Here is a 22,164-nt window from a genome sequence, read left to right as displayed (position 1 = left end):
AGCCAGGTGGCCTCCTGGTCAATCCCTAGGGCCTGATCGCAGACCGCCCGCATCAGTGACCGTCGCTCGTGATCGTAGTAGGCCTCAGCGCCGACCCAAGGGAGAGATCATGGATCCGAAGCCGAATCCAAACCCCAACGGGAATCCGACCCCTCCGCCGGACGATGACCCCGGCAAGACCCTCAACCTACTCTCCCCCTCCGGCTCCCAGGTCGGAGGATCAACTCCGCCATCGCAAGGCTCCTCGTCGCCCGATCCGCTTACGGAGCAGGAATCCACTGGCAAACTCTCCTCAACTGAAGGAGGTTTCCGACCTCCTTCCATCAGCGTTCCCGAAACCGAAAATCATCCCTCCGCCGACCTCCCTAGCCAGATCGGGTTGATCCACCCTGGCATGGTCTTGCTCGATCAGTACGAGGTGCTCGAACACCTCGGCGAGGGCGGTATGGGGGCCGTCTGGCTCGTTCGAAACACCGGCCTTGATGCGAAACGCGTGCTCAAGGTGATCAATCCGAGCCTCGTCGGCAGCAAGTCGCTCCGTCAACGCTTCACTCGCGAAGCGAAATTGATGGCCAAGATCTCCTCGCACCCCCACGCCACAGTGGTGCATGCCACAGGAGTGGCGAATGGGGTGCCTTACATCGAGATGGAATACATCCGGGGCCGCTCCCTTCGGCACGAGCTTGGTGCACGTCATTCGATGGCGATGGACTGCATCGCTCGACTTGCCTCGCAGCTCTGCGACGTCCTCGGCGAGGCACATCGCCACGGCATCGTCCATCGCGATCTGAAGCCGGAAAACATCATGCTTCTTGCCGACCGAGAACCCGGTAAGGAGTTCCTCAAGGTCCTTGACTTCGGCATCGCCAAGCTCATTGAACAGCAAGATGGGGCCGAGAGTGGCATCGCCACGCAGACTCTCGGAACCGAAGGGTTCATCGGCACCGCCGCCTACGCCAGCCCTGAGCAGATCAAGGACGAGTCTCCCGATCATCGCAGCGACCTTTACTCGCTCGGGGTCATCCTGTACGAGATGTTCACCGGCCACCGCCCGTTCCCGCAAAAGAAGCCTGAACAACTACTCTTCGCCCACTGCTTCGAGCCGCCCCCGCCGTTCTCCGATCACGAGGGAGTCGAGGCTCCCCCCGCTGTGGAGCAGGTGATCCTCCGCTGCCTTGCCAAGGATCGCAACGATCGGCCCTCTTCCGCCGAAGAACTCCGCCAAGATCTGCTTGAAGCCGTCTTCTCTGTTCTTAGCCCCACAGAGGTCTTCACCGAGTTCCAGCCCCCCCCTCCGACCGAACCTCGACGAGTTCCGAACCCCTCGCAACCCACGCTCCCCCTCAAGCCAGAGTCCGATCCCCTTCTGCGGAACCGACGATGGCGGATTGCTCGATGGATCGTCACGGGAATCCTCGCGACGGTCGCCGTTGCGGCCTCGGCCCTGATCGCCGTCCGGTCCTTCGACGGAGCATGGGACAACAAGACTACTGCTCCCCAGGCCCACACCGATGAGATTCCGAGCACGTTTCCTCCCTCGATCCTGGCATATCTTGCGGATCGAGGATTTACCCCTGGCGACGATGCCCTGCCTGACCCGGGCGGAAACCCTTCGGTCATCATCCGCAATTCCGACGGTCTCCGCCTCTTCCGGCACTCCGGAGCCTATTTTCCCAGGGGGTACACTCCCGACACCGCGGCCGGTGAAACCGATGGCTTGCCCAATGCCATCGTTCGGGAGGATGGTCCCCGTTTCATGCTCGTCCTCGGGACCGATGAGTATGGCTTCGAGATGGGAGCGCCCGATGAGTACGGCGGAATGAAAACGCTCCCAGAGGAACAACCGCGGCACCAGGTCGTTCTCTCCACCTTTTACCTGCAGCAAGCCGAGGTAACCGTCGGTGAAATGGAGGCGTTTCTCAACGAGGTCGAGCAGTGGGATCGCACTTCGTCGGACCTGGAAATCTACCGGCAAGCGATCGACGATCTCCAGCGAGCCGGGGTGAAGTTTCTTGCCCACCCCGCCGCTGGTGTCACCCGTGAACTTGCTGAAGCCTACGCTCACCATGTCTCAGGACAGCTTCCGACCGAGGCTCAGTGGGAATACGCTGCCCGATCCCGAGGTCAGGACCGACCCTTCGTCTGGGGTTTTGAAGAAGACAAGAAACGCGCCAACATTGATTCCGGTCTCGTCTTCTCCCTGGCCCCAACCCACGAAGCAACCCTCTCGCCCGACGACCGTCTCCAAAACCGGATCGCCTCAGGAGACATCACCGATCAGGAAATACTCGACCTGGCTGGCAACCTCCGCGAGTGGTGCCGAGACGTCTGGCGGCCTTATGGTCGGCACGCTTCCAGCACCGACCCACTTGAGGAACCCGTCGATCGGGAGGAGGCCAACTACGTGATCCGAGGAGGCTCTTACCTCACGGAATTCCCAGAGACAGCCCGCACCACCTGGCGCGCCGACGCCACCACGGTCGACTATAAAGGCCCCCTGAATCATAGCGATCACGATCTCGGCTTCCGCGTGGTTGTCGAATTTCTTCCCCTTCCTTCTGACCCGTCTGCTCTCATCAAGCCCGAATGATTCGAAATCCGATTCGTGACAGCCCGCGCTCGGCCAATTGAGCCGAAAGGATCAACATCATGGGACTCCTTCCGATCGCGGTGCTCACAATGGCCGGGCTTGCCGTGTCTCTGGAGGACCAGGCCCGCTCCGCTCCCTCTGCCGATCCCGAGCTTTGGGCCGTTGTCATCGGGATCGACGAGTACACTGAGGGCCGCGCCTTACCTGGCTCTCGGGGCGCGGCCCGCGATGCCGAAGCCTTCGCCACCTGGCTCACGACCGAGGCCGGTTGGCCAGCCGACCACATCAGGCTGATGATTCCTGGGGCTCCAGCCCAGTTGCGCCCGATCCGGGCCAACCTCGACCACGCGATTACCCAATGGCTTACCGATCGCGTTCGACCGGGAGACCGCATCGTCGTCTACTTCGCCGGTCAGGCCGTCAGCCTCCCGCCCGTTCCAAACGCAAAACCAGGAGACCCGCCCCGCGATTACCTTCTCCCCCTCGACGCCCGCCTCTCCGACCTCGATGGGACTGGCTGGTCGCTCGGCGACGCCCTTGATCCGATCGCCTCCCGAGGTGATCATCCAATCCTTTGCCTGCTCGACACCGGTCCATCCGGTCGAGTGCGTCCCGTGGCCCCCAACGGAGTACCGTACGATCCCGCCCCTGCCTCCCGCATGCTCCGTAGTGTGCAGCGATGGCCAGGGACGACCGCCTGGCTTGCCGCCTCGGACGGCCCCGCCCGCGAAACCCGCGACGGCCGCGGCCTGTTCACCTCCCGATTGATCGAGGCCCTCGGCAATCGACAGGGCGCTCGCAATCTCTCGGCAGCACTCGACCGGCTCCGCCGCGATTCGGACCTTGCCGGGCAACGCATACAGACATCCGGCGGGTTCGATCTCAATCTCTCCCTCGTTCGAGATGCCATCCGCCCGGCTCGCGACCTCATCACCGAGCCGATCGTCCAGCGAGGCCACGGCGACCGTGTCATCGCCGTCGCCTTTACGCCGGATGGAGGCCAGATGATCACCGCCAGCATGGACTCGACCGTCCGAGTCTGGAGAGGGGCAGGGGAGGAACTGCTCCGCGTTCTGTCCGGAGTCCTGGTCGGTGCCCGCTCCCTCGCGATCAGCTCCGACGCCTCGACACTCCTGATTGGAGGTGGTCAGGGCGAGGTCGCCGTCTACGACCTGAGCCTGGAGCGATGGCGATCTCCCCGAGCTGTCGTCCACGAGTCTCCCGTCCGGTCGGCTCAGTTCTTGCCTGGCGAGACCCATGCCGTCACGCTCGACGAGGCAGGACGATGTGCCGTCTGGGATCTGACGCTGCCCGAAGTCAGCCTCTCCACGATCATCGCCGACGCCGGAGCCTTCGCCATCACCACGGCCACCGATCCCGAGGGTGTCGGCTTCGCCTTGATGGTCGAGGAGAATCGCTCTCGTCAGATCAATCTTTACACTCCCACCGGACAGTTCCTCCGCGCGTTGCGTGCTCCGGAATCGGCTTCAGGGGCACTCGCGCTTGGCCCCTCGGGTGATCGGCTGGTCATCGGGACCACAGACGGACGGATCGTTACCGTCGGAATCGAGGGTCGAATCCTGAGTGAACATCAGATCGGCCAGGCGATCTCCTCACTTCGAGTCGCACCCCGATGGCTGGTGGCGGCTGCCGGATCATCCTTGATCGTCATTTCCGAGGATCATCACGGCCCCGCAGCCCCCCTCGATCTAGGTGAGACGATCGACCACATCTCCCTCTCGGCCGATGGACGACGGTTGGCGGCCTGCTCGACCTTCTCGGGGAAGATCCTCGCCTGGGATCTCACCGCCGACGGCCGATCCGCACAACCGATCCTCCTGGATAATGCCGGAAACGGCGCGGCGCTCTCCCTCGCCTTCAATCCAGGGGGCGACATTCTTGTCTCTGGCGATGGACAGGGTAGTCTTCGCTCCTGGGACCTGCCGGCGGGAACCGCTCGGCCCACTGTCGAGCGAGGGACCGGCGCGATCCGTCACGTCGCCGTTTCACCAGACGGCCGCCATCTGCTCCATCTCGTCCAGGATGACGAATCGACAGGCTCCGCCTTGATCTGGGACCTAGCCGAGGCTGATGGCCGAGGCGTGCGCACCATTCCCGGCCGCTTCGAATTCGCAGGCCGATTTCTCGACGACAACCGCCTCGCCCTCCTTCAAGCCCCGATTGCGGGCTCCCCGGGAGGACCGGCGCTTTTTGATGTCCCCACCCTTGCGCGACTCCCCGTTCGCTTCGATCGCCCCTCCATTCGGAACCGACCATCGCGAACTCGGTTCACCTTGCTGACCAGTTCCGGCGACGGGTCCCGGATTGCCGCAGCCAACGAGACCGGCCCGGCCTTCATCTGCCTCTGGGATGCCAACACCGGCGAGCTACTTAGCGAACCGCTCCGCGATCTCGACGGGAGCGTGGCGGCCCTGGATCTTTCGACCGACGGCCGCCGCCTCTTCGTGGCTGACGACCTCGGCATCGCGAAAGTCTGGGACCTCGACGAACAGGCCGAGCCGGTGCTCGCTCCCCGCGTGCTCGATCCCGCGAACGATGCCCCGAACGGCTCGGCCGTTGAGATCACGGCCGGAGCGATTGCTCCCCGTAACGCTGGGCTCGTGTTGCTCGGTCGCCGAGACGGACGCCTGGAACTCTGGAATCTCAACACCGGGGCCACCACACCGGTCACTCGGCTTGATGGTGCCGTTGCCTCCGTCGCCTTCTCGGCTGATGGCCAACTACTGGCCGCAGCCGGTGATGATCGCCGGATCGTTCTCCGTCAGGTGGACGATCCCGGCCGGCCGATTGCACTCGGAACCACTGGTGTGAATCACCAGGAACGAGTCCACTCCCTGGCCTTCTGGACCAACCAACCGATCCTCGCCAGTGCCAGTCAAGACGCGACCGTTCGCCTCTGGCAAACGAACCCGTCAGAGTTGCTCGGCACACTCACCGCCTCGGAGACTGGCGCGAGCTGGGTCGCCTTCACTCCAGAAGGGCTCTTCGACGCCTCTCCCGACGGGGAGCGTCGGGTCGCCTGGCGGATCAACGACCAGCTTGCGCCGGGGAACGACGACGATCGGGTGGCGTACCTCGATCAACTGGTTGCTCAACGGCATGTCTACGGCCTGACCGACGTTCTTCGACGAGGAGAACGTCCCGAGCCACCTCCCTTACCGTCGACGAGACCCCCACTTGTCATGCTTGAACCGGCCTCACCTCACGATCCAAACCGCCGCACGGTTGAGTTGGTCGTGAGCCTTGGCGGCGAGGAGATTGAGAGTCTGAGGCTCTATCACAACGGATCGAGTCTCGCGGTACCTGAGCCCGATAGCCGCCGTTTCCGTCTGCCACTAACACTCGTTGAGGGCGAAAATCAGATCTACGCCCTGGCCAGTCGTCCCGGCACAATCGACGGCCGCTCCGACATTCTCCGGCTCCAATGCGACGTTCCCACCCCTGGCCGATTGCATGTGCTGGCGCTCGGCGTGAGCGACTACCGGAAGAACCCCGAACAAGCATTGCAGTTTGCCCATCTCGACGCACAGGCTCTGGCAAGCCATTTCGGGAAACACGCCCCGGGAAGCGTGGGAAAAACCGTTGTTCTCACCAACGATGCGGTCAGCCGGGAATCCGTTGAAGACGTCTTCCGGTCCCTTCGGCAAGAGATCCGCGACCATCCTGAGGACACCGTGGTGGTCTTCCTCGCTGGTCACACCGATGTCCGTCGCGAGTTCTTCTGCTTGCTCTTGCCCGAAGCCGATTTGCCCACCCGTCTCCCAGGACAGACCTCGATGCCCTTACCCGAGCTGGTCGCCATGCGAGGTGCCCATGACTCAACCGAAAGTCGCGCCCCTCGGCCCGGCCGCGACCCGATCCTTGATCCGGTGGTCTTGCCTTATGCTGAGATCTATCGCCAGATGCTTACGCTCGATGCCCTCAACCGGCTCGTCATCATCGACGCCTGTCAAGCTGATGCCATCTTCGACGACCGTGGTGTTAGTCTCTTGATGCGTCGCTTGGCCGACCGCGATGCCTACGAGGCACGAACCTCTTACATCCTGGCCGCTCGCCGAGGGGAACGTGCACTTGAAGCCTCGGAACTTGAACACGGCTTGCTCAGCTACAGCCTCCTCCGAGGTATGGGAGCAGGCGGACTGCGAGAGGTCTCAGGGTTAACGATCTTCGATCAATATCCCATGGCTGACCTGAACGGCGATTCCTTGATCCGAGCTGACGAATTGAGGCAATACGCCAACTTGACCCTTCCCGCCCTCGCCGAGCATTTTCTCGGTATCCCCCTGGCCATGAGAGGGGCTCGTGGCGAAGGGGACCTCCCGAACACGAATACGCTTGCGCAGGGTTCAGCCGATTCCTCCTCCGCCAGTTTCCCGCTCGTGGTACTTCCTTGAGCTGTGCGTGATCGATGGATTCAAGGGACCTTCACGACTCAGCAGTGAACACGTCATCCCTCGCCATTACTCATTTGAGGCAAACCCCTTCGGCACGGGAACCTGCGGGTCGAAGATGGCAATCTCTCCCGGCAGTCGGAACGAGTCGGGATCGAAGTAAAGATCCGCAACCTGTCGGTTCGACGTGAACTCGGCAACTCTTCGGATCACGCTGGCCCGGAAGTCGTCGAGGGTAATCGGCTCGTCAGGATCGACCATCGGCCGGATCCGGGCTCTCACCGTGACCGATTCGATGACTGCCTGGGCAAAGGCTCCGAGCGTCGCCAACCGCTCGCTCGGCCGTTGCTTCGATGCAACGAGGACGATCACCCCCCGTCGGTAGGCCAGGTCACGCACCCAGAGGTCGTAGCCCCGACCAATCCAGTCGGGATGGTGCAACCCATCAAGCAACAGGACAACCTGGCAACCCTCACTTGAAAGCCGCTCCAGGACCTCGGAAACAAGTCCAGCATCCACTGCAGGGGCGGGTGGCGTTGCGTCGGCGGTCGCATCGCTTCCGAGCAACATCAGCTGCGATCGTCCTCCGGAAGGCACCACCAGATGCGACTCCAGCACAACGAACACCGAGTCGCCGGCCCTCAGTGCCCCCGAGTCGGCCCGCGCTCGAAGCTCCTCAAAGACCTCGGCAATCTGGTCACTCGTGGCCGAGAACACACCTTGCGCATCATTCGCTGCACCGAGCACGTCCCGATCAATCTGCGATTCCGGGAAGCGAGACTGATCGGTCGGTGCAGCAAGGAATGACGCGATCTGCTCCGCATCTCGCGAAGCCGACGCGATCGAGGGAACATCCTCGCCGAACGCCTCGACTCCGATCGACCGAATCACCAGTGCCGGTCCTCGAGGAGGTTCGGGCAGGGTTGGCGGCTCATAAACCACGCGAACCGTTTCCGTGTTGCTCACTCCCTGATCATCGACCGCCTCAACCACAATCAGGTTCGTGCCGAGTTGGAGCGTCAATTCCCGCTCGGCCCGGAGCGATGGCGGCGGCTCGTCCGGGTCAACGCCGCCAAAACCTTTCGTACCCACCCGAAAGGAGAACGACCGAATCAACCGAGACTCGGCGGCCGTCGCGGTCGCCGCGATCGTAAGCTCCGGAGCCTGGACCCGTTCCGGCACCCCTTCGAAGGTAATTGTCGGTGGTGCAAGGATGCGGACAGGGGCCTCGTCGGCCCCTCCCCGAGCGATCGCAACCGCCGCACCTCGGTCGGCGGTTTGAAGCAACGTATCGATGGCCTCTGGCCTGAGCAGTTGCTCCTCGTAGCGACTCAAAGGATGGAACCGTGTCGGCTCCATCAAGGCACCAATCGGGGGATTGACATGCCATCCAATGAGCCGATGGTCGCCAGCAACCGACGTATCGTAATACCCTTCCGGCATCCAGAGGACCCATTCTCGGTCGACCCCAGGATAGAAACTCAACAACGGACTGTCCCGCTTGGTCGTACCCACTGGAAACCGATCGGCTTCACCATCTCGAATAACCTGAAGATAGATCAAGCGATTGGGCACCGAATCATCGACCAGGCTCGAGAACTGCTCGATCGGAATCGGAGCGTTGCCGTTCACCCCTTCAATCCCAGCCTCATCGACCCGATCTCCCACATTCAGGCCCATCAAATCAGCCATGCTTCCGGCGACAACCTCGGCAACTTCCCAGCGTCCCTGATCATCTCTCTGAAAGGTCGCACCCAGCGGCGGACGCTGATCGACCCCCTCCAGCGACCAAAGCCGAATGGTCTGATCGTCCGAGACGGTGGCGAGCCATCGACCATCGGCGGAGGGTGCCATGCCGAGCACCGGTCCTTCGTGCCCTGATAAAACTCGGGTCTTTCGACCGTCCCGAGCCCGGTAAAGGACCACTCCTCCCTCACAGCCGACCGCCAACATCAACTCCTCGCGACCACCCTCCGCCGGCAGAAAACTGTAGCACCACCAGCGACGCTCCCTCACTCGATCCAACTCGATCGTCGCCCGAACCCGACCGTCTGGGCCGATCAACTCAATCGCATAAATGCCCGTTGGCCTGACCGACCACCCCTCGAACGTTTCGAGCGCTCCTCGAACTTGACCGGCATCTTCGACCGAAACTACCGTCCGAGCGGCAAGGTCGAATCCCTCGTACGGGCGGGGCTCGTCCGGCTGGAGCGGCCGTCTCCGAGAATACGCGAGCGAAGTGCCCTCATCGTTCAGAAACCCGACATCCCAGAGCGTTGCCCCATCGCCAGAAAGAACCATCATCTGCTGATCTGCAAGTGATTTTCGAGGGTCCGCAACGTAGGCGGCCTGGCGATCCCCTCCGCCAATTGCCAGCCTCGAACCATCCGGACTGAATGCAAGACCCAGAGCACGAGCTCTTGTATAGACCAGATTTCTCAACCGACGCCCGTCTGGAAAGCGCCGAACGACGATGTCACACTCACTCCGAGGAAGCTCGGCCTCACCCCCCGACCGGTACTTCAATACACTGACCGCGAGCAACTCGCCATCGGAACTGATGGCAAGTGCTTCGATCGAACCGTGGGTGAGTCGTCCGTTCGCATCCAGAGCATCGCGGTTGAGGAATTCGAAAATCCTGAGATTCGCCGTTTCAAAGCGAATGAGCATTCCATTCTCTCGACCAGCGATCACGAATCGTCCCGAAGGGTCGACGACCAGAGCGTTGATCCGGAGCTGGTCTTCGCTCAAGTTCTCCGGTTGCACCGACCGCGAAATCAGATTATTCCTCCAGTCCCAGATGCGGACGATTCCATCATCCCCGGCGCTGGCGACCCGCTGACCATCAGGAAGGAAAGCCACCGCCTGGACTCCTCCCACGTGATCGTTCAAGACAGCTACCGGGGTCGGTGGAAGATCCTGAAGATCCCAGATTCGCACCGTGCCATCCAGGCTGCACGAGGCGAGCATGCGACCGTCTGGAGAAAAGCTCAATCCTCGCACCACGTCGCGATGACCAATGCGTTGTTTGGGAGCAACATTCGGATCGAGGTCGGTGATCCGGGAGATCGGAGCATTCCCATCCGGCTCCATCAGCTTCGGATAGGCATAAAGCGTGATTTCCCCACCGCTTGAATCCACGCCATAGCCGGCAACCGCGAGCACGCGCTGCCCCTCGGCATCAGATGAGGGAGACAACGCAATCGTATAGATGGACCCGGCCAGCCCGCGAAAGATCGGAGGACGGAGAGTTGCCGACAATCGCTCTCGTCCGTCCGAAAAATCCCAAACATTGACAACCTTGTCCATGCCAGCCGAGAGGAGCGTTCGATCATCAGCGAATAATAGCACCCGCAACTCAGCCGAGTGCCCCCCACCATTGTGGACCAGGATTGGCTTGCTGAAATCGCGGATGGATGATTGGCCAACAACCACTCCGCTCCAGACTCCCAGGGTGATAACCAGCACGACCCAGTTCAGACGTATAGGAAGGCTCCGCCCTGCCTTGCCATTCCAAAGGAGGCTTCGCGGTCGATCACCTGATGCAATGAGCCACCGCATGTGACGGTCCTTCCGCTTATCGTTCCGAACTTCTGCGAATTGCCTCGAACTGAACCATAGCCCCTGGTCCCGATCCTCGCATTCCCGAATGGCCGAGAGCCCGATCGAGCAATGGTGCCACGAACCGCGAGTTTCAGCATAACCGTCAGAAAAGGAACAAGTCGACACACTGGTTTGGCCGATAAATCCATGACACTTCATTGTCCTTCTTCAAGATGGACGACGGGTGTAGGCGATCGGACGGACGGACATCACTAAATCAGGGCCTTTGTGGGCCCTGGGTTCAGCGACCCTCACTGACCTGACAAGAGGAGTGAGTGCAATGAAATGGATGTCCCGACGTCTTCGAATCACCGGGATTGCGGTAAACGGACTCGTAGCAACCAGTCTTGCTCACGGTCAGTCCCTGCATCCTCCGATCTCGCCCCCCAAACACGCTCCCGCACCAACAGTCACCGCCTATCCACAGGGTTATCAGCACCCGGCCACTTCTCTCAGCTCCGACTCGCCCTATACCACGGTTCCGGTATTACCCCTCAGTACCGATGTGATTGAACATCAGAGCGGGTATCGTTCTCAGACCTTGAGACCAGCCGGGCCAGTCGGTGTCCCGTCCGCTCAATCGATCAGTCGCGATCAGTCGGGCTACGGATCGATGCCACTCATGGCCACTCCACCTGGAGACTGGACCGACATCCCCTCGCCTCAATTTGGTGGCTCTGCGCCAGGAGTCGTACCCGAATCGGGCCTTCCCTATGCTGAGAGCCCATTGACATCACCGGCTCTCCCCTCAGAACTTCCGCCTGTTGACGGCGGTTTCGATTTCGAAGCCCCGACGGTTCCTCCCGCCTCACTCGGAGACCTCGCCTTGGAATCGTCGGCCGGCGCTCCGGCCACAGGTCTCGGAGGCGCTGTAGGCCGAGGCGGATTCGGGCTCCCCGGCCTGATCGGCGATATGGGTCCCATCTTCGTCCGACAACAGCGGGCCGCGCAGGAGGGACGTCCTCCGCTGCAACCACCCGAGGTTGGGGACTTCAACCTCCGAGACCTGCCGGTGTCGATCCGGGGGATCAAGCTGTCAGAAAATCAGTCTCCGATCCCTCAGGACCGCGTCTTCTATTCCTTCAATTACTATCAAGATGTGAACGAGTCGATCAACGAATCGCTGAACATCCCCTTCCGTGACATCGCCGTTTACCGCCATGTGCTCGGCTTCGAGAAAACCTACCTCGGTGGGCTGGGCTCCTTTGGGCTCCGGGTGCCGATCGAGACGGTTTCGGCCGTGGGGATTTCCCCCGCAGCAGCAGCCCTCGCCGGCACCTCAACGGCCGTCGGGAACATGCAACTGTTTCTCAAACACATCGTTTATCTTGGGGAGGTTGGGCTTGTCTCGGCGGGTCTTCAGATTTCTGCCCCGACCGGACCAGCCAGCTTCGCCAATGCCGACTTTCTCGCACGACTGAACCCCACCTGGATTCAACCCTTCGTTGGGTATTTCTATAACCAGGGACGTTTCTACGCCCACGGATTTAGTTCGATCGACGTCCCGGCCTCCGACGCGTTGCCGACGTTCCTCTATAACGACATCGGCTTCGGCTACTTACTCTACCAGGCTGAAACCCCTGGCCAGTTCCTGACGCTCATCGCACCGACCTTCGAAATTCACATCAACACTCCCTTGACCCATCGCGATCCGTTCAACATCGAAGATCCGTTTGGAACCCCTGACATGGTTAACCTGACCTATGGAGTGAATTTTGGGTTGACCGATCGCGCCCTACTGAGCTCGGCCATCATCACCCCGGTCACGGGTCCTCGACCGTTTGACTTTGAAGTTGCAGTCCTCTTGAACATCTATTTTGGTGGCACAAGTCGACTGGACAACGTACCGCCCTACGCACGGACGCCCGGCTTGCGATATGCCACGGCTCCACCGATCATCGGCAACTGATTTCCGGTTTCCTGGCAGAACCAATCGACGGGACGAGCCTCCCTCGTTTCCTAGAAGGAGAGGCTTGGCCCGGTTCATCATGACGATCAGCGGCGATTTGCAAGGAGCGTCATGGGTCCACCCGGCAACGATTGATTCGCCACTTGACCAGGGCGGTTTCTACGTCCTGGATTGGAAGCGGTTCGCTGCTGAAGAACGACGACGTCTCCTTCTCGTGCCTGAATGATATTGGCATTGGGCCCTTGTCGAGCCACTTGATCGAGATTCCTCGGAGAGTCCAGCAGCAAGACACCATAGCGAGGGTCGTTAATTCGATTGGCCTGCACAACGTTTCCAACAGACCCACCAAACAGGTAAACGCCTGCGACCGTCGAACGAGGCTGGCCCTGGCCTGGTACAACTGCGAAGACGGTCCCAACAATCAGATTCCCGAGACCCGAGGTCGCTGTCGGACCAAGACCGATGTAGTTGCGTTGAATAAACTGTCGACCCGGAGTGCCCGGCCCCCCTTGAAGAAGGTTCGACACCGCTTCCTGTTCTTGAGCCAGTTCCGTGGGGGAAACGTTGATCGCCACACTGTCAATGAAGATTCCCGAACCAATGTCTCTCGGCAGGTTCGGGTTTTCCGGGATAAAGTCTTCCGGAGGAGTCGAGCGAATCTGATTTCCGGTCACAAAATTCCCAACCGACCGACCTCCAAACAGCGTCACTCCGGTCGAGATGTTTCGCTCGATTCGGTTTCCAGGGCCTCGCTGACCCTCCGGAGCCGGCGAGGCGCCAATCTCATTGTTTGCGGCATTCGACAGGTAGATCCCATTGATATTCCGGAACACGACATTCCCCTGAACCCGGTTTGGCACAAAGGGTGTGGCGGCGCCAAGGGACTCGGCCGAAGGAGTCTCCTCCAACTGCACACCAACCGCCGTGTAGGCAATGGCGTTGCCAAACACGATGTGACTGCTGGACCGATCGATCAGGACCCCGATATCCTGGACCTCCGGTTGATCAGGAGTGAAGATGAACCGTCCGTTGATCAACGTGATCGAGGTAAAGGCTACCGGGTCGATCGGCTGTCCATCCACGCCGACGAGCGGCCGAATCTGGGTTTCAGGAGGTGCGTCGAGTTCCGTCTGGATCTGGCTAATCGCCGTTAGCGTCGGGTTGTCAGCCCCTCCGATCACATTACCGATCACCAGGATTTCGCGAGACTGAGCACCGTTGATCCGGACCCCCGATCGCGTGTTTCCTGAGATCACGTTCCGTTCGCTGAAGTCCGGACCACCAACCGTCACCCCAACGGCGTTGGTCAACACAATGCCATCCTGTTGGGCCAAATTCATCCCTTGAAATGACGGCAAGGCCGTACCATTCGAGTTCGTTCCGACATAATTCCCGGAAATGATCAGGTTCGAGGGCGAGAGGTTGCCAGGTGACTGCAACACCTCGATGCCCGTCGTGGTATTGCCCGAAATCGTGTTCCCACCGGCATCGACCGCTCCCCCAACGACCACTCTCGACGCGTTGTCCAGCACGATGCCCACGAGGTTCGCCTCGTTTGGTACGAGCCCGAGATAGCCAATCCGGTTGCCCTGGATCAAGACCTCTGAGGAGCGTGCCTCCTGACCAGCGTTGACCACGCGGATCCCAGCTCCGGTCGATTGTCCAATGATGGCATTCCCCTGGCCGTCTGAGGTTCCTCCAAGTCTGACTCCGCTCGATTCAACCAGCCGGATCCCGTCGGCTCGGGTCGGCAAACCATTGCGCAAGATCAGATTCCCCTGCACCAAGGCTCCGCTCGATCGGTTGAGGAAAATCCCACTCTCAGCGTTTTCTGACACCCGGCTGTCGTTAACCTGAAGCCCAGGAGCATCCTGCGCCAGAACCCCAAACCCTCCATTCCGAAGGCTCCTGTTCAGCCCAAGCTCCGCGTCGGGCGACCCGACCACGAGAAATCCGCTGCTACCGTTCTGATCGACCTCGTTGCCGACCAGGCGAATCCGAGGCGAATCCGTTACCTGCACACCGTTTCCGTCGTTGCCAATCGAACGGTTGTTCAGGACGCGTAGCCCCGCCTCGGGGTCGTCGCCGGGGGACGAGAGATTCGAAAGAACAATCCCGCTCCCTCGATTATTCAGGACTTCGTTCGAGGCCAGGCCGACCCGAGAGCCACCCGGTATCGACGCATCCACATAGCGGACACCGTCTCCAGCATTCAAAGCCACAAGGTTTCCATATACCCGCACCGAGTCGGTTGCACCCTGCTCCGGCCCGATGACGAAGATGCCATGACTGGCGTTCCCGATCACAAGGTTTCTCTCGCCCGATCCCAATCCACCCACCTGACTTCCAGGAGACTGGAACAAGGTGATTCCTCCCAGCGTGTTCGCCGCCTGGGATTGATTCGTGCTCAGTGTACCGACAAGGTTGCCTTGAATGGAGTGGTCGGAGCCGCCGCCGACCAGGATTCCGAAATCGCCGTTGCCGGCGATCAGGTTCCCGGCTCCCGCCTGACCAACCAGCGTCCCCGTTGTCAGGTTAAGCGCAACTCCATTGCTCCGATTCCCCAGAATCGTGACATCATCGCTCCCAATGCCAATGCGGTTCGAAAGGATCATGTTCCCCCAGGCCGGGAATTCATTCTCTGGGCGGTCGAACACCTCGACCCCTGACCCACCGTTGGCTCCAATCACGTTGCCCGTGTTGCTCGTGGTACCGCCGATCAGTGTTCCACTCGAATCCAGTACGAAGACTCCGTTGCCGACATTCCCCAGGGGGACATTCCCAGACTCGTCGGTCCCAATCCGATTCGACTGGATCACCGTGCCCTGCACCCCGGAAGATGACTGAACGTTGAGAACCTGCACACCGGGTCCGCCATTGGCCGAGATGACATTCCCAAGGCCAGGGAGACCGACCCGGTTCCCCGGGGAACCTTCGACCAGGACCCCGGAGCCCGCGTTGCCAACCCCTCTCGTTCCGCTGAGGTCCGTACCGATCGCGTTGTTCAGCACCGCGTTATCGCTCGAACCGTCCCTTAGCGATACTCCCGACCCGAAGTTCCCGGAGATGTGATTTCGGTTGTTGAAGTCCGCCTCCGACATCCCGCCGATGGAGTTTTGTGACGCCGAACGGAGCGTCACCCCATCCCCTTGATTTCCTAGCGCGGGTAAATCGTTTGGTGTGACCCGGCCGATCTGATTGCCGAAGACTCTGGTCGTCGTCGACCGGTCAATAAGCACACCACTGCCCCGGTTGGCGACGATCCGGTTCCCTCGAATCAGGGTGCCCTCCGACTGCCCCGCCACACTGATTCCGTGACCACCATTACCGAGGTTCGGCAGTGGGCCACCCGGATCGCCGATCACCTGCCCGACGACATTGAAAAGAATCTGAACATCGACGCTCTGCGAGCGAACAGCAATCCCATCCCGAATATTCGCAGCAACGATGTTCGCCGAACCCGTGTCGACCCCTCCCACAAGGGCGTTCCGGGTCGTTTCGAGCAGAATGCCGAATCCACCGTTGCCCTGTCCCTCCATCGGCAGTAACGAATCGAAACCCACTCGGTTTCCGATGATACGGACATCCTGTCCCTCTCGCACCACAATACCGCTTCCCTGGTTGTCAAACACACGGTTGCGATCGAGATCGTTCGTTCCACCGATGATTGACTGAGAAACGGTGACAAACAGAATCCCGTGACTCAATGATCCTTCCACGGTGTTCCCGACCACCATCACGTTGTTCGCCGGACCAGCCATGGCGATTCCGAACCGCTGGACGGGGCTATCAAACCCCGGATCTCCCGGAGCGAATTGCTCGAAACCGATCACTCGGTTGTCTCGGATCAGTAAAGTTGATGACTGCTCCCCGCGAATTCCGTCTCGACGATTGGCCCGGATGAGGTTGTCGATCACCTGATGACCAGACGCCCCGGCCAGTTGCACTCCGTCAAGAATGTTCCCAATCGCCTGGTTATTCCTCACCACCACCGCTTCGGCGGGTTCATCGGCCAATACATCGATCACCGCCACACCCGATCCGAAGTTGCGCAAAAATATGTTATTCTGAATCAAATTCCCCGTCGCGCCCGGACCTTCAACTCGGATCCCGTCTCCGAGGTTGTAGGCGACCGTGTTGGGCGAACCACCAACCGTGTTCAAGGGGGCATCCTGAATCAGAACACCCGAGGCACGATTCGGTAGGATTCGCAATCCTGTTGCATCGGTGCCAATCCAGTTTCCCACGAGCACGTTATTCGAGGCGAGCGCCCCGAGAATCGCCACTCCCTGCTCCTGGTTCCCGGAAATCACGTTTGAATCAAGTCGGTTTCCTTGCCCGGAGTCAATCACGACCCCCGACCTCTGATTCCCTCGCATAGAGGTACCCAGGTCATCCGTACCGATACGGTTCTCGAGAATGAGATTGTTCGAGGATCTTTCGATCCGAATGCCATCCCCTTCATTGCCCGAGATCGTGTTGTCAATGATCTCGATCAGCTGAGCATCGCGCAGCCAGACGCCATCTCCCTCAAACTGCAACTCAGTATCCTGGCGTTGATCCACCACGCGATTGCGACGCACGATGACGTTTTCCGAATCGAAAATCGCAATCCCGACACCATTCTCAAGGACATCATTTTCCTCAACCAGTCCCTCGGAATTTGCGAGGACCAAGATCCCCACCCCAGCATTGCCCGACACCTCATTACCGGCAACCAGATTGTCAATGGCATCGGGACCTTCAAGAACGATTCCGTTCCCCCCACCGAGCCGAACGAAGTTTCCCAACGTTGAAGTGCCACCGATCTCATTGCCGGTCGCTCCCTCTGCCACCCGAATTCCCGATCCACCATTCGCCTCGATCGTATTGCTACGCACAAGATTCCCGGAAGTACCCGTCCCTGACACCCACACGCCAAGCCCGGTATTCCCAGAGATAATGTTCGCTCCCTCCACCCGGTTATCTGAAGCGCCGTCAAGGATTAACAATCCATTCAAATTGTTGACAATGATGTTTCCCAGCACGACGTTCTCGACCGTCCCCGAATCGGAAATCACCACACCACCATTGCCACTGCCTCTGATCGTGTTTCCCGGTCCTACCGCGTTAAAAGATGCTCCTCCATCGATCCGAACACCATCGCGAATACTGCCCTCAATCAAGGCATTGGCGAGCTGATTGGAATTCGTCCCGGTGCCGGTCATCCAAACGCCGATTTCGCTTCCAAGGATTGACGTGCCTGCGGCGACGAGATTCTCCATCGCACCCGAATCAATCCGGACTCCTGCGTCTTGCGCCGCAGAAATCACTGTGCCAATCACGAGGTTTCCGGTCGTGCCAACCCCACTAATCCTGATGCCCGTCTCACTCCCGTCAATTCGATTATTCACATCGACGAGATTGTCCGATGCCCCAGCCGCGATCAGAACCCCGACCAGCCCATTCCCATACGTGATGAGCCCATCGAAGTCCGATCCGATGACATTGCCAACCAGAACGTTTTCCGAGGCACCGGTCCCCAGGATTTCCACCCCTCCGTTGAGATTGCCAGACACAACATTGCCATGTGTCAAACCCATACCTCCGACGAGCGATCGTGCCGATTCCTGAAGCCGAAGCCCTACACCATTGCCCGATGGGAGGCCCTCCACGTCGAGACCGAGATAATTTCCCGCAATCCAGACCCCACTCGCGCCGTTGACGAGCACTCCCGCATCTGTGAAGCGAATGATCGACAGCCCCAGGAGAGACGAATCGGTGGCTGTGGAAGCGACTTCAAGCCCCACCTCAATCGAATTTCGACCATCAAGTTCGATCACCGGTCGACCCTCTCGATTGGGAGCCGACCACCCGTTGATCGAAACCGGATCCGTGATGATCGGGAGCGGGGTCAACAGTGAGATCGTTCCATCGATGGCAAAGGTGATCTCATCAAAACCGGGAGTTGCATTTGCATTCAGAATTGCTTGCCGAAGCGATCCGAATCCTGAATCAAATGTGTTGGTGACAACGAATCCCGGCAGGATCACCGCGTTGGAGAACTCCGAAGTTTCCCTCCCGGCTCCATCGACCCGAGACGCCGTCACCGTGATGGCTGGACCGACGAGGCTTGAAAGATCCGCGTTCACCAGCGTTCCGAACGTGACCTCCCCCAACCCATTGGTCGTCACGTTGAACTCGCCGAGAAATTGCCTTCCTTCCGCATCTCCTGGGTCTCCGTCGCTTGCGAAGACCTGTACGAGGAACACCGTGTTCGACGCTGCCCCGCTCAGCGTTCCGTTGAGACGAATCGTGGTTTGGTTGATGGTATCGACCGAAGCTAAGATCGGCGCAGGTTGATCGTTGTTTCCACCATTTAGTAGCTCAATGCCCAGTCCCGAATTCTGGAAAATCGAGTTTCCCAGAATTGCTACTCCCGTTGCTTCGGAGACCCGAACCCCCACACCATTTCTGCCGATCACGTTCGCATCGGCAGAAACCGTGCCTCCGAGCGTATTGTTCGATGCTCCCGGGCCGTTGAAAACCACCCCACCCGCCTGATTCCCAAGGTCCAACTCCCCAGTCACATCAGTCCCCACGCGATTGTTCGCAATGACGTTGTCCGACGATTCGACGAGAATTCCTGCCCCGGAAAATTGCCGAATGTCCAGCCCTCGAATCACACTCCCATTCGAACCAGAAGCCAGATACAAACCGTTAACCCCGACTCCCGCTCCAATCCCATCAATGACCACAAGGGGTTCACCCGCATAGCCTGGGGCAGTCGTGCCATCAATCAACAAGTCCCTCTGAATCGCCGGCAACGCTGAAAGCAACTCAATCGTTCCCGAGACACCAAACTCAATCACATCACTCGGATCGAGACTCGCGCCTGCGTCAAGCAGCGCCTGACGGAACGATCCCAAACCGTCATCATTGGTATTCGAGACGGTGAACGTCGCGAGCAGGAGCCTCGGCTCCATGACCTCCATTGCCAGTCGCCGCCGGCCAGTCATCGACCGGTGGGAATGACGTCGCTTGTCTGTTCGCCGCGCGGTTCGGGTGGATCGAGACATCGGCTCGAGTCTCCAGGTGCAAAGCAAGAAATAAACCATCAATTGCCGAAAAATCAGCCCCGATCATCAAGGAACCTATCAGCATACATCTGCACAAACATGTCTCAATTTCATCCGTTGAATAGCGACGTCGCACGATGATGAATCCAAGGTCCACCGAACGATCGCCATTCCGAGTCGACATTTCGCAATCGGTGGGAAAAATCAGGAAATGTCGAAACCATCAACAGGATGGCTACATGCATTGCAAGTTCCGCAGACCTGAGAGTTCGGTGAGCGTTCGAGCTCCACAATGTCTGTCACCATGAACAATGTCATTCTGCACCTTGAATGTGATGCACACAACCATTATCAATTCCATGAATTCAGACAAACCCAGGCATCCTGACAAACCAGGCGAACAGGAGCAATTGGGCGAATTTTTTGCTTTAGTCTATCAGCACTGTCCGCGATGTCAAATGGTCTCGAGGACGATTCAGGTCTCTCGGCTCACCGTCTTCAACTGCCTGAGAGGTCGATTTCTTGAGCGAAGATGCTCTGTATCGGATCACGTTCGAACTCATCTTTGAGAATCGAAAATCCAGCCTCCCTCTTCAGCACAAAGTCCCCTCTGTTGCGTCCCGAATCGGCAATACCTTTGGTTTCGAACGCTATCCTCTTCAGTGAACGCATTGCAATCGAAACCGATTTCGAGACAGCTGTCCTCGATATTGTTCGAAACAACTGGATTTCAATCTGTGACTATAGAGCGGTAAGAATGAAACATCCCTCTCTCAATTCCTGAACGTTCATGGCATCATGATGAGTCACCGAGGACGTCTCACGAGAACCAACAGGAACAATTGCCATTCTTTGACCGTTTAACTCACAATAAGTCACTTAATATCTACCAAAGAGCGATTGATTCAGAATCAATCCTTCCTGGTCACACCTCACTCCACACCGAGACTCCAAGGCTGGGAACTCCAAGATGAAACTAATCGTTTCCGAACGACTGAGACCAATATCAATAATCACCATTTATTCTCTTCGTTCCCGCCATGCCTTCCTCCTCGGCACGATTGTCCTGTTCCTGGGCCTGACCATGATGGCTCAGGGCAATGACAGATCGCAAACGGATGATCCGCCTTCACATCGGCTCTGGTCCAAAGCTCACGCTGTGCCTGCCGAGACGACCAGCGAGCAAAGTGGATACGTCTCGCTTTTCGAGGGAACGATCGGTCGCATCAACATCGGCACTACCAGGCATGGCGTGAACGCATCTCTCGCCGAGTTCAATCCCCAATCGTCCGAAATGTCAATTGTAGTCGACGCCCATCGAGCAATCGGCACGAATGCGACGGGCTTTGCCGTCCAGGCCAAAATTCATACCCGATATCACGTCGGCGAGAGCGGCCGAATCGACTGCGGCACGAAACAAAGCACTCTGCAAGTTGGCGAGCGGCTCACGGACTCTCCTGGTGGCTACCAAATGGTCGATGACCCGGCGACCAGGACCACGCATGTCGATCCGATTCCCTTACCCCATCACGGGATCATCAACGTCACACCCAATGAATCTCGAGGCCTTGCCTCCATCTCAACCTGCTCCAATCATTGTCCGGTCGAGCAGACTCACTTCCTCGTGCTTAACCTTGAGACAGGGGAGAGCCGAGACGTGCTGGACTGCCGTCACATGTCCGCATTTATCGTCGTCGACCATCTCGGACTGGCCAATCACCCGATTCTGGGCGGTGAGATTGCCTGGTACCCCCGTAACTCCGAGACCCTGGTGCATCTGCAACAGATCATCGACGGTCAGCCCCCAACCGAGGAGTCTCTCCTGGCCCATCCCGACAGCCACCCAATCAACTGGGACAATTCGCCCGATCGCAAGACTTTTTTCGCCGTCCCAAGGAGCGGCAATCAATGGCATGCCTATAATCTGACCACCGAGGGCGACACCCTTAGGGGGCGAAGCCTCGATCTCTTGATTGCTGGAGCCGAATCGACCGATTGCCGCGCCCTCTGTGTCGGACCCGACGGCTCGGTCTGGGCAGGGTTTGCCAGTACTCGACCGGGCGAAGGTTCGTTGCTCCGGGTTGTCCGCGACATGCCAGGGGATCGCGCCCCCTCCGACCTCGGCCCGATCGCCACTTCCAATCCTGACGACGCGGCCTTCATGGACGACTCAGGACAGGTCAAACCTGACCATCACGATGTTCATCGCCTGGACGACGGCACCCTTGTCCCTCGCTTCCTCAACATGGGAATCGCTACTGCCCGAGTCGGGACCGTCGCTCTGACAACACTCTACCCGTTCACCCTTCACGCCATTCAGATTCCTCCCGATCCCTCTGGACCCTCTGATCCCGAATCGACCGATTGTCCCCAAAGCGGGAACCAAACGACAATCTCCGATCCTTCAATCCCTTTCACTGTGTCGGAATCGCCTTACGTCATCCTGCGACGGGGTGAGATTGAGGCGGTCATCGTCGACAACCAAGCGGTTGATGACGATGTTCTCCCCGGCCATCGCGCCGGATACAACGGACTTGCCGCCCTTCGCCATTCCAAGCGAACTGAAAACCTATTCGTCCCGACCTATAGCGG

The 22,164-nt window shown here is 59.3% G+C and carries 6 protein-coding genes; 4 read left to right on the top strand and 2 right to left on the bottom strand.

What is annotated here, in order from left to right; genetic code table 11:
- The first annotated feature begins 109 nt into the window (after positions 1-109).
- Both HG800_RS19605 and HG800_RS19600 read left to right on the top strand, forming a co-directional pair.
- A complete protein-coding gene (locus HG800_RS19605) occupies positions 110-2,590 on the top strand; it encodes a bifunctional serine/threonine-protein kinase/formylglycine-generating enzyme family protein (protein WP_169978637.1) in 2,481 nt (826 codons plus the stop codon).
- A 59-nt stretch (positions 2,591-2,649) separates the two neighbouring features.
- Positions 2,650-7,005, top strand: coding sequence for a caspase family protein (locus HG800_RS19600; RefSeq protein WP_169978635.1), 4,356 nt, complete (start codon positions 2,650-2,652; stop codon positions 7,003-7,005).
- A 66-nt stretch (positions 7,006-7,071) separates the two neighbouring features.
- On the opposite strand, the gene HG800_RS19595 is transcribed toward HG800_RS19600, so the two are convergent.
- Positions 7,072-10,470: a hypothetical protein gene (locus HG800_RS19595; RefSeq protein ID WP_169978633.1), complete on the bottom strand. Its 3,399-nt coding sequence runs from the start codon at positions 10,468-10,470 to the stop codon at positions 7,072-7,074.
- A 961-nt stretch (positions 10,471-11,431) separates the two neighbouring features.
- Here HG800_RS19595 and HG800_RS19590 point away from each other — a divergent pair.
- Positions 11,432-12,514, top strand: coding sequence for a hypothetical protein (locus HG800_RS19590; protein ID WP_169978631.1), 1,083 nt, complete (start codon positions 11,432-11,434; stop codon positions 12,512-12,514).
- An 86-nt stretch (positions 12,515-12,600) separates the two neighbouring features.
- On the opposite strand, the gene HG800_RS19585 is transcribed toward HG800_RS19590, so the two are convergent.
- A complete protein-coding gene (locus HG800_RS19585; protein ID WP_169978629.1) occupies positions 12,601-19,572 on the bottom strand; it encodes a right-handed parallel beta-helix repeat-containing protein in 6,972 nt (2,323 codons plus the stop codon).
- 970 nt (positions 19,573-20,542) lie between these two features.
- On the opposite strand from HG800_RS19585, the gene HG800_RS19580 reads away from it, so the two are divergent.
- Positions 20,543-22,164 (top strand): hypothetical protein (locus HG800_RS19580; RefSeq protein WP_169978627.1); only part of this gene is annotated, 1,622 nt, incomplete at its 3' end.

The sequence above is a fragment of the Tautonia rosea genome, from assembly GCF_012958305.1.
Classification (GTDB): domain Bacteria; phylum Planctomycetota; class Planctomycetia; order Isosphaerales; family Isosphaeraceae; genus Tautonia; species Tautonia rosea.
The sequence above is the reverse complement of the archived record's forward strand: the minus strand, read 5'-3'. Positions and strand labels throughout refer to the sequence as shown.